The following is a 14,305-nucleotide window of genomic DNA, read 5'->3' as shown; positions in this document are numbered from 1 at the left end:
GTCGGATTGAAAATGGAAGGGAAAGCCTACGGCCTCCTTCGCACAACAGAAGACTTTAAAGAAGGCGTAGATGCGTTCGTAGAAAAGAGAAAACCTATTTTTAAAGGAAAGTAAATAATGGATAGTAAGTCAACTGAGGTGTTGAGAAACCCCTGAATCCGTTCTTTCCCAGCTTGTAGAGAAAGCGTGGTATTACTCTCTCTACAAGCTTTTTTTGTTCCTTTTGACTTCCTTACAAGGACTTATACCTTTGGATATTTAAAATAATCAAATAGAAAAATCTTCTATCCTTAGTTGACCAATGAACTATCGAATGGTATACAGTTATACCTATTTGAAGAGTAATAATATTATTGTTTTAAGAGGTTGTTTACTCTACTTATATTATTCACGATGGCGTTTATTAGGTTAATTTTCATATCCGTCCTCATATATAAGAGCTTCATTTCTACACATCTGTTTAACAAGAAACAATTCCAAATATCTTAATCTGTTCGAAAAGAATGAAAAAAGGTGATATACATGAACTGGTTAGATCGTATTGAACAAAATGTTCCTGTCGTTCAAAGTGCAGATCCTATCTGGAAAGCGGCTGAATACATGAAGTCTTCACAATTAAATGAGATCCCTGTTTTGTCGGGTCAAAATTTCATAGGAATAATTCATGCAAGGGATTTACTAAATACTGATTCAAACCGAATCGTCGAAGAGTACATTGATAAAGACTGTGTTTCAGTCGACGGGACTGAAGCGATTTACGGCTTACCGTGTTCCAACACCCACCAAATTATTCCTATTGTAAAGGATGGAATTTATTACGGCAGTATCAAATGGAATGAGATTCAGCGTTGCCTGCAGGATGAATTAAATCAGTTGATGCTCGTTATAGACAATTCTTATGATGGAATATTGATAACAGATGAGACAGGTTATATTCTGCATATCAATAAGGAGTTTGAACAGATCACTTTACTAAACAAGGAGGTAATGGTCGGGGCGCACATGAACGATATGGTGGATAAAGGCCTATTTCTGAATGATTCTGTGGTGATGAAGACGCTACAATCAGGAAGATCATATACAAACGTTCAGAAGTATAAAAATACTGGAATATATACTCTGGTTACAGCTACGCCGGTTTGTAACCAAAAAGGAGAATTGATCCGGGTTCTGGCAAACGTCAGGGACGTCTCGGACTTAACTAGACTTCAGGAGCAACTTGCTGAATCCAAGAATTTACCTTCGCGCTACCAAACCGAGCTCAAACAGGTGCGCATTCAAAATATAAAAAGTTCAGGAGAAGTGATAGCCTATAGCCAAGAAATGCTAGATGTCCTTGATCTTGTCTATCATGTTGCATCTTCCGATTCTACTATATTATTGCTGGGGGAATCTGGAGTTGGGAAAGAGGTCATTGGCAAAGTGCTACATGAAAACAGCTTGCGTTTTGAAAAAGGATTATTCGTGAAAGTAAACTGTGGAGCGATTCCTCCTAATCTATTAGAGGCAGAGTTGTTCGGATATGAACAGGGTGCTTTTACAGGGGCAAAAAAGGCAGGTAAGCAGGGTATTTTTGAATTGGCCAATAACGGAACTCTTTTCCTTGACGAAATCGGAGAGTTGCCATTAGACATGCAGGTAAAATTCCTGCGGGTTCTTCAGGAACAGGAACTTATCCGAGTTGGAGGAACACAAACGATCAAAATTAATGTAAGGGTTATTGCTGCAACCAATCGAAACTTGGAAAGAATGGTGGAGGAAGGAACATTTCGGCTAGATCTCTATTATAGGTTGAATATCATACCAATAACAATTCCGCCACTAAGGGAAAGAAAGGATGATATTACTCCGCTACTTGGTTATTTTTTGAAGAAATTTAATGAGAAACATCAATATTCAAAACGCTTATCAAAAGAAGTTGTGGATCAATTGTTAATGTATAAATTTCCCGGGAATGTTCGGGAGTTATCCAATATAGTGGAACGACTAGTACTTACCTGCCGTGCCAAGGTCATTAAATTGAAGCATCTTCCAAATATAGTAAGTGGATGTAACGAGATAGAAAATAAACTGAAGATTCAAGAAGGTAAACCTGACGTAGACTTGCAAATCCTCAAGCTGTCTTGTTACGGTCCTGCAGAAGGAGGCAACCTGGTCGATCTGGAAAAGGAAGCGCTAATCCAAGCCCTGAAAAAATATGGATCAGTGCGAAAAGCTGGTAAGGCCATAGGTGTCACTCATACAATGGTTCTCAAAAAGATGAAAGAGTTTGGGGTTACCCTCAATGCGGTACGCTAAAGATCTATGTACATTACTATTCTAATTATTGTTCGTTTTGGATCCGGTTATATATTGAGATTCATATTTGTTCTGCTTGTAGTACATGTCTTTTGTACTGTATAGAGAAGCCGTTTCAGAAAGGGTTAACAGGTGACACATAAGCGTAACTGGAAATGGTTTATAACTATACAATTTGGATCGTAGGAGGAGCACATGGAGTTTACGGGGATACCTGATTTAGAATTATATCGGACAATTGTGGAGAATTTTCATGATGGAATTTTGGCGATGAATCAGGAAGGGAAAATTCTATTGGTCAATCAGTCCATGCTTAAATTAAGTGGTTTACCTCGCGAAGCTTATGCTGGGCGGAATATAAGGGATATTGTGGAAAGTGGAATCTTCCAAAAAGAATCAGTCACATTGAGGGCTATTCAGGAAAAACAAACGGTGACCGATTTCCAACAGTATCAGAACGGAAGGACTGTCTTGGTTACTGCAATTCCTATCTTTGATGGAGGAAACCGTTTGATTCGGGTGTTATCCATTACCCATGATATAACCGATCAGATAATTATGAAGAAAAAGGTAGAAGAAATAGAGAGGCTTTCAGCAAAATATTATATGGAACTTTTATCACTTCGACAGCACCATTCCAAAAGGGGAATCATCACCTCTAACCGGATGATGAAGGAAATTATCGACCTTATTCACCATATCGGTCCAACTGACTCAACAGTACTTCTGTTGGGTGAATCTGGAGTAGGAAAAGATGTCTTGGCTAGGGAAATTCATGAAACAAGTAAGCGGAAAGATTCCGGAGCCTTCATCAAAGTGAACTGTGGGGCCATCCCTAAGGATCTCTTGGAATCTGAGTTCTTTGGCTATGATACCGGTGCCTTCACCGGTGCAAAGAAGGATGGGAAGCCAGGATTATTTGAACTTGCTGATCAAGGAACCTTATTTTTGGATGAAATCGGGGAGTTCCCCTTATATCTTCAGGCAAAACTTTTAAGTGTGCTACAAGACCAGCAGTTTACCCGGGTCGGTGGAACGAAGGTGATTCAGGTCAATGTAAGAATTGTGGCAGCGACAAATAGGGATTTAGAATCTATGGTCCTGAGAGGGGAATTTCGGGAAGACCTATATTACCGATTGAATGTCATCCCAATCCAGACTCCAGCATTGAGGGAACGAAAGGATGATATCCCCTTGTTAATCGGCCATTTTCTCCAAAATTTTAATGAGGAATATAATAAGAATAAATCATTTACGATGGATGCTATGGATATTCTTTGCGCATATCACTGGCCAGGCAACATCCGAGAATTGTCAAACATTACTGAACGACTTGTCCTAACCACTAAAAGCGATGTAATAGAACCGAAGGATTTGCCTATTGCAAAACAACATACGGGAGTCAGTCTATCAAAACTCTTAAGAAATGAGGATACCAAAAGTAACTTATTTAAGTCTGTGGAGAAAAATCTAATCCAGAGCATGATTCAGCGGGAAGGGAGTATTCGCAAGGCTGCCAAGGTATTGGGCGTTTCGCATACGACCTTAATCCGCAAAATGAAAAAACATGGTCTATAACATCTACTCATAGGGGGAAAGTCTCATCTTCTCCAGGGTCTAAGATGGAAAAGATAGTCGTTGTACACTCTCAGCTAGATGAAGTCCCTAAAGTGTTGAGTGTTGAGTATCATCGTAGGGCTATTGAACAGGGTGATTTTACTATCTGAAGAAATTCTAGAGGAAAAAAAGGAATATGACACCATAATTATTTATGACTACGAAGATTATCCTGACCTCGTTAGTGGTCGCTATGACAATTGCGGTAACACTTAGTTTGAAAGTTCGGTTAAATATATTCGTAAATGCAGAGAGTGTGGCATGAAGAAATCGATTTAATCCCTATTGAAGTAAAATTAGTTAAAACACAACAGCTTATAGATTGGATCATCTACATTACCATTATTCCCCTGTTTTGCTAAGGACTTTCTATAATATCCCCCTAAAAAAAGCAATGTATCTCAAGTTCGAGAAATTCATTGCTTTTTTTCCATTTGCCCGTACCTCTGTGTAATCTGTCTGTTTTCACATCCATGAGTTGACTTTATTGTTGAGGAAGGTTTAGGGCTGTATTTGCTGTATTTAAATCAACTTGTAATTGTTCACTTAAATCATGTGGATGATAGTAACCTTTTGAAATCATATAGTTACTTATCTCTCCGTGTCTTTCTACAGCAACACGAAGCTGTTCTCTTAAGGCTGCTTTCAATTCAGGTGTTTTTGTTTCTGTAATGGCAAAAGCAAGATTTCTAATTCCAGATTTTGCGGATATTAAGAAGTCCGTTGCAATCACCTGATCAGTCATGCCACCCATACCTGCCATATTTTGCAAAAAATTTGTCATTGCTGTTCCCCCCGATTCGTCAGAATTTCCTGCAGTATTTGAATATCTTGTGTCCCAGTCCTCGAGTCTTTTAATAGAATATTTTGTAGTTCTGTATCCTGCACTAAACTGCTCATTGTAGAGGACTTTGTTAGACAAAGACTCTTGAAAGTTAAAATTTCGTGCACCTCTAAAGTCTCATGCAGTCCTAAATTTTTCGTCATGATTTTTCACTCCATTTCTTTGGGAATTTACTTCAATATCTTTCGTAATATAAAAGTTTTTATACATCATCATTTGCAAAGGTAACGTGTACTTTGCGAAATAAACTACCTATCGGTCAATATTCCGTATAACAAACAGATGAACTGGGAAAGGTATGTCTGTTATAAAGATTAGGGAGGTGAGCGTATGGAAAATGAAAGCTTGGCATTTCATGAAACCATGGAAACGCATGAAATTTTGAATTTAAAAACAATAGGTTTAATGAGATCAAAATTAATGCAAGGCATTTGCTTTGACAATGACTTAAAAGCATTAATGGAAAAAGACGTACAACAATCTATAGCTGCTATAAACGAGCTAAAGAATTTTTATACAGAAGCCCGAACAAACTATGAAAAATGAGGTGAAATTTAAATGGAAATGGATTTTTTAGATCCTCAAGGTGCTGAACATATGCCGGAAATGGCTGATTCCTCTTTCGCGCTAGATTTTCTACTCTCGATCAAAAGTGGGATTCATACTTATGGTATTGCATTATCTGAAACAGCGAATCCTGCATTGAGAAAAGCATTGTACCAGCAAATGGAGCAATCTATTGACTTACATGGTGAGTTATCCGATTTAATGATCAGGAAGGGTTGGCTTTATCCGAACGATGTAGGTAAACAGGTGGAATTAGATTTGAAATCAGCCGATATGGCGGTTAGTATCGCTGGAATGAATCTTTTCCCGAATGATACTGACAGACTCGGCATGTTCGCAACGCCGAATAAATAAAGGAGGAAAAGCATCATGAAAGCCGTAACTTACCAGGGCAATAAAAATGTACAGGTTAAAGAAGTTAAAGACCCTAACATCAAAAATTCGGATGATATTATTGTAAAAGTCACTACTTCAGCGATTTGCGGCTCCGATTTGCACTTAATTCATCAATTAATTCCCAATATGCCTACAGATTATGTCATTGGTCATGAGCCGATGGGAGTTGTTGAGGAAGTTGGACCAGGGGTAACTAAGGTAAAGAAGGGAGACCGGGTCATTATCCCCTTTAACGTTAGCTGCGGGAGCTGCTGGTATTGCGACCACGACCTTACAAGTCAGTGCGATAATTCAAATCCTCATGGGGAAATGGGTGGTTTTTTTGGATACTCAGAAACAACTGGTGGGTATGCGGGCGGGCAAGCAGAATTTATGCGTGTTCCTTATGGAAACTTCACCCCTTTCAAAATCCCAGAAGACTGCGAGGTAGAAGATGAAAAATTGGTGTTGCTCGCTGATGCAGCATCCACAGCATTCTGGAGTGTTGATCACGCAGGTGTTAAATCTGGCGATACGGTTATAGTTTTAGGCTGCGGTCCTGTAGGTCTACTTACTCAAAAATTCGCTTGGTTTAAAGGGGCGAAAAGAGTGATTGCTGTCGACCATCTCGACTATCGTTTAGAGCATGCAAAAAGGACGAATAAAGTCGAAACCGTAAATTTTGCACAATATGAAAACACTGGCGAATACCTTAAAGAAATCACTAAAGGTGGTGCAGATATCGTTATTGACTGTTCCGGGATGAGTGGCAAAATGACTCCGATGGAATATCTTGCATCGGGTCTTAAATTACATGGGGGAGCCATGGGAGGGATTGTAATTGCGTCCCAAGCCGTGCGTAAGGCGGGAACCATACAAATAACAGGCGTTTATGGCGGCCGTTATAATGGATTCCCCCTAGGAGATATTTTCCAAAGAAACGTGGATATTAAAACCGGTCAGGCTCCTGTTATTCCTTATATGCCCTACCTTTATAAACTAATATCAGAAGGAAAAGTAGATCCTGGCGATGTTGTAACCCATGTACTTCCAATTGACCAAGCAAAGCATGGGTATGAAGTATTTGATACAAGGACAGATGGATGTATTAAAGTGGTCCTTAAGCCATAAAGATGGTTGTTTTCATTTGGAAAAATAGATTTGCAATTATGGAAATGGACTATGAGTAAGAAGGGAAGATATCAAACCCTTTTTGGAGTAATTTTTACTTTTGGATGAAATACGAATAGAAGAAGATTTTAGAAAAGTGAACTCCCTAACTTGAGAGCTACATTTACCTTATTCAAATTAAGCACCAGAAAAGACGATTTTGCCCACGTTAAGGGAAAATCGTTTTTTTTGTGCTCTAAGCTTTCTTTTTTTCATTAAGTAAAACCCACGACCTACAAAAACTATAAAGGGCAAATTAGTTATAGGGTTTTTGTTATTTTTTACTTTTTTCGTTTGGATTTATCACATATACTTTTTCTTTTCTTTGGAGAACAATATCAGAAAAGGTTATAGCAGTAAGTGAATTCATTCAGCGAATCATTCGGCATATACTCTTTCATAGTAAAATCCCTATCAATTGTAATAGGGATTTTAGTTTGTTATTTTGATTTAGCAAATGTTTTTTTTTTTTTTTTGCAAATTCAATCGATCCATCATCTTTCAAAACAAGAGAAGCATCAAAAGGCTTCTTTTCTTTTGTCCTCGGTTTCATCCCTTTGAACACACTTGTTTTCTTCTTGGTGCATAAATCTTTCACATGTTTTTCTGTCACTTTCTTTAATGCATTTGAGATGGGAATGTTGTTTACCCCCACTTGCATATTCCGGAAATTTGATCAAAGCGATTACGATGACTGATATCCGAAGAAGGTTATCCTCAATAGCTTCCAAGTATTATCTTTTTGTCCTCTCCAATAAACGATCTATGGAATCCTGTATGTGGCTGGAGATCGCAATCTCGGCTCTGTATACATCCCTTGTCCGGATGGCCTCGATGATTTCCATATGTTCCGATGGTGCGTCTTTTTGGTCGATCTCACCTTTGACGTGATAAAACCGGCCTATATGAAGATGACAGTGCATGCCTTTATATGCTTCAAATAAAAACGGGTTTCCTCCAGCGTTCATGATGGCATGATGAAATTGTTGATCTAAATGAGTAAAATCTAGTATTTTTTTGTTGGAAGCACCTGTGTTTGTGGAAAACATTTCATCTGTAAGCGCGGCCATTTCTTCCGTCACGCTTACATTATTTAAGCGGATAATATTCCGGACCGCATGCGTTTCCAGTAATATCCGGGCCTCCAACATTTTCGCCATATTTTCAGTATCTAATATGTCACTGACCCGATACCCCTTATTTGGTTCTAAGATGACTAAGTTCTCAGAGTTCAGACGAGATAATGCTTCTCTGAGAGGTATGGCGCTAATGTTGATTTCCCGGGTTAAATGGCTGATATTGATTTTTTGTCCCGGCGATAAATCCCATTCAAAAATCTTTTCCTTTAATAAATTGTAGACATATTCCGTTGTCTCCCCGCGTTCTTTTTCCTTTATCATCGAAATGCCCCTAACTTAAAAAAATTTCTATGAGAACGAGTGTTATTTCATATAGATGTAACAACTTAAATTATTACTGAAGTAGCTTTCTTATTGTTGCCCTATCAATAAGATAAGGCGAAACCATATTGATATCAAGAATAGAGAGTTTATAAGGGGACCTATAGTTTGCTGGATAGCTACAAAAAAATATCCTCATTACTGATAATTATATATTATATTCGTGAGTTTTGTAAAAAATTATATATAAAATAATTCAAATTAACATGAATTAATTAATCTATCGATATTATTTAAATCTACAAATCCTTTATTAGTAAGGTTTTATTCAAAAAAACAGAATCTTTTTAATTTTAAATATTTACATAATCATATATTATGTGATATATTTTCGGAAATGATTACATACTATTTTGAGCAGGATTCTATAGACAACAATTAAAGAGTATTGATGGGCAGTCAAAATCTTAAGTTTAAAATGGAAGCGCTTTATGCTTGCCTTTTTCTTGATTGAAATTTGTTGAATTAGCAGAAATAACTGTGAAGTGAAAAAATGTGATCGTTATTTTTCAAAGGAGGAATCTTCAATGAGCACATCGCTAAGTAGAAAAAATGCATTTTATGGCCATTTCATAAATGGGCAATGGATATCCGATCAACATACTATCGCTGTTATGAACAAATATAAAAAAGAAGAAATTGCTCAGATTGGCAGGGCATCCCGCGAAATTGTTTCTGAAGCGGTGACCAATGCATTGGAAACCTTTAATACGAGAAAGCTAGATTCCAATCAACGCTACGAGATTCTAATGCGTGCAGCGGATATCGCGAAAGAGAGAAAAGAAGAACTGGCGATGATTCTGGTTCAGGAAGTCGGTAAAGTATTGAAGGATGCCAGAGGGGAAATCGATAGAGGAATCCAAACGATGATAGCTTCAGCGGAAGAAGCAAAAAGGATTGCCGGTACAGGCGTTCCTTTGGGCCAGTCTGGAAACGACAATAAGATGGCTTTCACCATCAGGGTTCCTGTTGGGGTTATCGGTGCGATCACCCCGTTTAACTTCCCGTTCAATCTCACCATCCACAAGGTAGCTCCTGCGTTGGCGGCGGGAAATACAATCGTGTTGAAGCCAGCTGAAATGACGCCACTCATTGCATGCAAGATTGCAGAAATTTTTTCTGAAGCTGGATTGCCTGCAGGTTTTCTGAATGTGGTTAACGGGTTTGGGCAGGAAACAGGTCAATACCTTTTGGAGGATGAACGAATTGCGATGTTCACTTTTACAGGGAGTCCCGGCGTAGGCCGACACATTAAGAGCAGTACGGGAATTCGTAAGGTTACCTTGGAATTAGGGAATAACTCCCCAAATATCATTCACAAGGATGTCCCTGATTTAGACAGAGCAGTTGAGCTCTGTGTCACGCGGGGGTATGTGAATGCAGGGCAAGCCTGCATCTCTGTGCAGCGCATCTACGTTCATAGAGATATTTGCGATGTGTTTGTGGAGAAGGCAGTTAAGGTGGCACAGGGCTTGAAGGTCGGAAATCCTGCAGATCCTTCCACGGACATTGGTCCTATGATTTCCGAGAAGGAAGCAAGGCGTGCGGAAGAATGGATCCAGGAGGCTGGGCGTCTTGGGGCCAAAGTGCTATATGGAGGGAAAAGGCGGGATTCGATTCTGGAACCTACTATATTAATAGATGTGAAACCGGAAATGAAGGTAGTCTGCCAGGAAGTGTTCGCACCGGTGATCAGCATCATTCCTTTCGATAGCATCGAGGAGGCTTTCTGTCAGGCCAATGATACGAAGTTCGGCTTACAAGTTGGTTTATTTACATCCGATATCACTTTAGCCATGCGGGCAACACAGGAACTTCATTTTGGCGGTGTGATCATCAATGATGTTTCTACATACCGTGCTGACATCATGCCGTATGGCGGCGTGAAGGACAGCGGAATTGGCAAAGAAGGACCGCATTATGCCATGCAAGAAATGACAGACGAAAAACTTGTCGTCATCAATCTTTAGACTTTGGAGGTAAGGAATATGAGAAACACATGGGACTTTTATTCTACCGAAAGAATCGTATTTGGAAACGGGGCAATCGGGCAATTGGATTCAATCCTGCAAAGATTAAAGGCGAAAAACATCTTGCTCGTTACTGACCCAGGGATCAAAAATGCAGGAATCGTTGACAGAATTTCATCGTTGTTGGAACATGCAAATTACGAAACAGTTATCTATGACCAGGTCGTACCGGAGCCTCCGGTAGATTCGGCGATGGACTGTTATAAGTTTGCTAAATCTCAAATGGATATTGATGCAGTAATTGGCCTTGGAGGAGGAAGCAGCATTGATATGGCGAAGATTGTTGCTTTGCTGGTCGCCCATGGCGGACATCCCCTGGACTATTATGGCGGAGAAAACCAGGTTCCTGGACCAATCGCCCCTCTTGTAGCGATTCCGACGACGGCTGGAACCGGTTCAGAAGTGACATCAGTGGCGGTATTGACCGATGTGGAAAATAACCTGAAAGTTGGTATCTCGGATAACTACCTAAGACCAACCGTTGCTCTGCTTGATCCAGAATTAACGTTAGGGCTTCCCGCTTATGTAACAGCTTGTTCCGGAATTGATGCTCTGTCACATGCGATAGAGGCATACACAGCCAAACCTTCTGCATATATCCAGGCAGAAGGAAGCATTTTATTCCAAGGTTCAATCCCCATAAGCGATGCACTCGCCTACAGAGCTATTGAATTGATTGCAAAAAACCTGCCGCTTGCGGTGCAGCAAGGGAGCAATCTCGAGGCACGTTCCAATATGCTAATGGGTAGCCTGCTTGCTGGAATGTCCTTTTCAAATGCAGGTACAGCAGCAGCCCATGCATTGGCTTACCCAATTGGAGGGCTTGTGAAGTCGCCGCATGGAGAGGTGACCGGGCTCTTGCTTCCATATGTCATGGAATATAATGCAGCTGTAGAAACAGAAAAAATGGTGAGGATTTCCCAGGCATTCAATGTGAACTCGGATGGCCACTCCGATAAGGAAGCCGCTTTGGCTGCTTCAAAAGCTGTGCTTACCCTGCTTGGGGAAATTGGACTGCCTACAAAGCTGACGGAGATTGGGATCAAAGAAGAGGATATTCCCGAAATTGCTGAGAAAACCCTCCAAATCGATCGCCTGATTCGGAATAACCCAAGAATGCCAACCCAGCACAGTTTAGAAGAATTACTTAGAAAGGCTTTATAGATTGCTTGTAAAGGAACGGTGTCCCTGGAAGGTTAAGCATCATAACCATTCATGATGGATCTGCAGACCGGGGCTGAAAGGATTTCACCATCTAATAGAATATAAATGGAGAGGAAGATGAAAATGTCTCTTATGCCTTTTACATATAGTATGCCGACACGGGTGGAGTGCGGTAACGGAATATCTGGAAAAACAGGGGAGCTAATTAGGGATTTAGGTGTATCGAGTGTGCTGATCGTAACAGATAAAGGGGTTAGAGGAGCAGGTCTCTTACAAGGCATTGAAAAATCCCTTGCTTCGGCAAATCTTTATTTTGAGATTTACGATGAGGTGGAGCCTAATCCATCAGCTCAAACAATCCAACAGGGGACAGTGTATCTTAGGCAACAAAAGATGGAGGCGGTTCTGGCTGTAGGCGGAGGAAGCAGCATTGACACTGCCAAGGGCATCGCGGCAATGGCTACTAATCCCGGCCATATCCTGGATTATGAAGGGGTTGGAAAAATTTCCAATCCCCCGCTCCCGATCATAGCAATCCCGACGACGGCTGGAACTGGCAGTGAAGCTACTAATTCGACAGTGGTAACGAATAAGGAAACCTCTTTTAAATTAGGTGTACTTAGTTCACTTCTGTTTCCAAAGCTAGCTATATTGGATCCTGCCCTTACATTGAATTTGCCTCAAGAGATTACTGCAGCTACTGGTATGGATGCTCTTACTCATGCAATTGAATCTTACACCTCCAAATCTGCCAACCCTGTCAGCAAGGCTTTCGCGATGCAGGCCATTAAGATGATCGGTGAAAATTTAACACGATCGTACTTTGTGGGAACGGATATGGAAAGCAGGGAAAACATGCTTGTAGCCGCCCTGTTAGCGGGTGCAGCCTTTTCACAATCCCGACTGGGTAATGTACACGCCATTTCCCATACATTTGGAGGAGTCTTTAATATCCCGCATGGCATCGCAAATGCAGCACTATTGCCATTCGTCATGAGATTCAATTTGCCGGCATGTGAGGATCAGTATAGAGAAATTGCAATAGCTTTAGGAATGGATGTAAGCGGTTTATCCAATGCACAAGCAGCCGAAAAAGCAATCGAAACCATCATCGAAATGAATCGGAGCATGAATATTCCTCTAAATATTAAAGAGCTTGGAGTCTCATTGGACGTTTTACCGAAATTAGTGGAAGATTCCATGCGAAGCGGTAACGTGGTCGTTAATCCAAGGCTGACGAAGGCATCGGATATCCAACTGATTATAGAGAAGGCTTATGAGGGGGATTTTGAAGGTTTTAATAATGGAAATCGAAGTGCAAGCGGTGCAAAAAATTCAGAAACGGCCATAGTGAATGTATAAAAACCATACAATTTGAAAATCACCTGGGATTTCGAATCAGTTTCCCCTTTTCAACTCGGACATATGGATTTCCCGCAGCATTTTTCTACCTGAATATAATTATCTAATGAGGTGACGTATGAAAAAGACCAATGGAAGATGGCTTGTAGTGGTACTCCTTTTCGTCGCAACAACAATCAATTATATGGATAGAGCAATTCTTGGCATTGCAGGACCCTCGATGATGAAGGATCTTTCGCTTTCGGCAGTCGAATTCGGGATATTGGGGTCAGCGTTCTTTTGGTCGTATGCCTTAATGCAGATCCCGGTCGGGGTAATCGTTGATAAATTGGGGGCACGCTTAACGTATTCGATTGCCATCGTATGGTGGTCGCTCTGTACGGTGTTTACTGGAATGGGACGTTCACTTGGCGGACTGATCGGTATCCGCGTTTTAATGGGAATCGGAGAGGCACCAGCATTTCCGACCAATACGCGCGTTATTTCAGACTGGCTGCCGTCACACGAACGGGGCATTGCGAACGGGATCTTTAATTCAGGTACAGCTATCGGGATTGGGATAACGACACCCATTTTAGCATGGATCATCCAGACTTGGGGATGGCAAGCATCCTTTGTGGTCATTGGATCCATCGGTTTTGTATGGCTGGCATTCTGGTTATTCTTTTTCAAAAACCATCCAGAGCAAAGTAAGATTGCAAACGAGGCCGAAGTAGCCTATATCAAAGAGGAGCAAACTCAAACCGAAAAAGCGGCGACACTAAGCATCTCGCCATTTAAATTCTTCAAATTCAAAAGTGTTTACCCTATGTTATATGGCTTGTTTGCCCATAACTATCTTACTTATTTAATGATGACCTGGCTTCCCACTTACCTTGTAGTCGAAAGGCAAATGACTCTTTTAAAAGCCGGATTTTTCACGATGCTGCCTTGGATCATGTCCTTTCTGGGAAATATTCTAGGAGGGGTGTTGTCGGATTTCTTGATTAAAAAAGGCTGGAATTCCATCAAAGCAAGAAAAACTGTTTTAACCATAGGCATGCTTTTTCCATTAGCCATAATTCCGACGATCTATACAGACAGCGCCATAATGGCACTTACGTATATCTCCATAGCAATCGGCGGTGAAGGATTGGCTGCGGGCATTCTCTGGGCCACTGTTTCGGATGTTGCTCCAAAGGGTGCGGAAGGAAAGCTTGCCGGGCTGCAAAACTTCGTGGGGAACCTCGCTGGCTGGATTGCTCCAGTCGCAACAGGGGTCTTAGTAGCGAAGTTCAATAATTTCAATATAGCTCTGATCATACCTGTAGTCATTTGCCTAATTGCTGCTGTGGGGTATACCTTCGTTCTTAAAAATGAAAGGATTTCCATTAACACGGACATTGACGGAGGAACTAAAGTTTCAGGACTCTAATCTT

The 14,305-nt window shown here is 40.7% G+C and carries 13 protein-coding genes; 9 read left to right on the top strand and 4 right to left on the bottom strand.

Features of this window, described 5'->3' with window-relative positions:
- The first annotated feature begins 522 nt into the window (after positions 1–522).
- Complete coding sequence (locus ACQKMF_RS19250) at positions 523–2,298, top strand: sigma 54-interacting transcriptional regulator (RefSeq protein WP_402937468.1); 1,776 nt, start codon at positions 523–525, stop codon at positions 2,296–2,298.
- Between the two features lie 195 nt (positions 2,299–2,493).
- Positions 2,494–3,876 (top strand): sigma-54 interaction domain-containing protein, encoded by a 1,383-nt coding sequence (locus ACQKMF_RS19245; protein WP_402937465.1) that lies wholly within the window; start codon positions 2,494–2,496, stop codon positions 3,874–3,876.
- 523 nt (positions 3,877–4,399) lie between these two features.
- Here the strand turns inward: ACQKMF_RS19245 and ACQKMF_RS19240 are convergent.
- Complete coding sequence (locus ACQKMF_RS19240; protein ID WP_048682429.1) at positions 4,400–4,699, bottom strand: spore coat protein; 300 nt, start codon at positions 4,697–4,699, stop codon at positions 4,400–4,402.
- Entirely contained in the window at positions 4,696–4,902 is a 207-nt protein-coding gene (locus tag ACQKMF_RS19235) for a hypothetical protein (protein ID WP_402937461.1), read from the bottom strand. Before ACQKMF_RS19235 ends, ACQKMF_RS19240 begins: the two co-directional genes overlap by 4 nt.
- 187 nt (positions 4,903–5,089) lie before the next feature.
- On the opposite strand from ACQKMF_RS19235, the gene ACQKMF_RS19230 reads away from it, so the two are divergent.
- From ACQKMF_RS19230 to ACQKMF_RS19220, 3 genes are read left to right on the top strand one after another with little or no spacing between them, the layout of a single operon-like run.
- Positions 5,090–5,305 carry a spore coat protein gene (locus ACQKMF_RS19230; RefSeq protein WP_427574475.1) on the top strand — a complete coding sequence of 72 codons (216 nt, stop codon included), beginning with the start codon at positions 5,090–5,092 and terminating at the stop codon, positions 5,303–5,305.
- A 12-nt stretch (positions 5,306–5,317) separates the two neighbouring features.
- Positions 5,318–5,680: a spore coat protein gene (locus ACQKMF_RS19225; protein WP_048682441.1), complete on the top strand. Its 363-nt coding sequence runs from the start codon at positions 5,318–5,320 to the stop codon at positions 5,678–5,680.
- A gap of 15 nt (positions 5,681–5,695) precedes the next feature.
- On the top strand, positions 5,696–6,832 hold the full coding sequence (locus tag ACQKMF_RS19220) for a zinc-dependent alcohol dehydrogenase (RefSeq protein ID WP_402937454.1): 1,137 nt from the start codon (positions 5,696–5,698) through the stop codon (positions 6,830–6,832).
- Between the two features lie 436 nt (positions 6,833–7,268).
- Here the strand turns inward: ACQKMF_RS19220 and ACQKMF_RS19215 are convergent, their stop codons facing one another.
- Both ACQKMF_RS19215 and ACQKMF_RS19210 read right to left on the bottom strand, forming a co-directional pair.
- Positions 7,269–7,532 carry a topoisomerase C-terminal repeat-containing protein gene (locus tag ACQKMF_RS19215; protein ID WP_427574472.1) on the bottom strand — a complete coding sequence of 88 codons (264 nt, stop codon included), beginning with the start codon at positions 7,530–7,532 and terminating at the stop codon, positions 7,269–7,271.
- 73 nt (positions 7,533–7,605) lie between these two features.
- Positions 7,606–8,271 carry a GntR family transcriptional regulator gene (locus tag ACQKMF_RS19210; RefSeq protein ID WP_057215460.1) on the bottom strand — a complete coding sequence of 222 codons (666 nt, stop codon included), beginning with the start codon at positions 8,269–8,271 and terminating at the stop codon, positions 7,606–7,608.
- A 587-nt stretch (positions 8,272–8,858) separates the two neighbouring features.
- Between ACQKMF_RS19210 and ACQKMF_RS19205 the strand changes: the two genes are divergently transcribed.
- The 4 genes from ACQKMF_RS19205 (at position 8,859) to ACQKMF_RS19190 (ending at position 14,301) form a co-directional block, all read left to right on the top strand.
- Positions 8,859–10,301, top strand: a complete 1,443-nt coding sequence (locus ACQKMF_RS19205) for an aldehyde dehydrogenase family protein (protein ID WP_427574470.1) — start codon at positions 8,859–8,861, stop codon at positions 10,299–10,301.
- 18 nt (positions 10,302–10,319) lie between these two features.
- Complete coding sequence (locus ACQKMF_RS19200) at positions 10,320–11,525, top strand: hydroxyacid-oxoacid transhydrogenase (RefSeq protein WP_427574468.1); 1,206 nt, start codon at positions 10,320–10,322, stop codon at positions 11,523–11,525.
- A gap of 117 nt (positions 11,526–11,642) precedes the next feature.
- Entirely contained in the window at positions 11,643–12,887 is a 1,245-nt protein-coding gene (locus tag ACQKMF_RS19195; protein WP_402937442.1) for an iron-containing alcohol dehydrogenase, read from the top strand.
- A 118-nt stretch (positions 12,888–13,005) separates the two neighbouring features.
- Positions 13,006–14,301 carry an MFS transporter gene (locus ACQKMF_RS19190; RefSeq protein WP_402937441.1) on the top strand — a complete coding sequence of 432 codons (1,296 nt, stop codon included), beginning with the start codon at positions 13,006–13,008 and terminating at the stop codon, positions 14,299–14,301.
- Positions 14,302–14,305 lie beyond the last annotated feature (4 nt).

The organism is Peribacillus sp. NPDC101480, assembly GCF_050277335.1.
Taxonomy (GTDB): Bacteria; Bacillota; Bacilli; order Bacillales; family DSM-1321; genus Peribacillus.
This window is presented reverse-complemented; position numbering and strand designations above follow the sequence as displayed.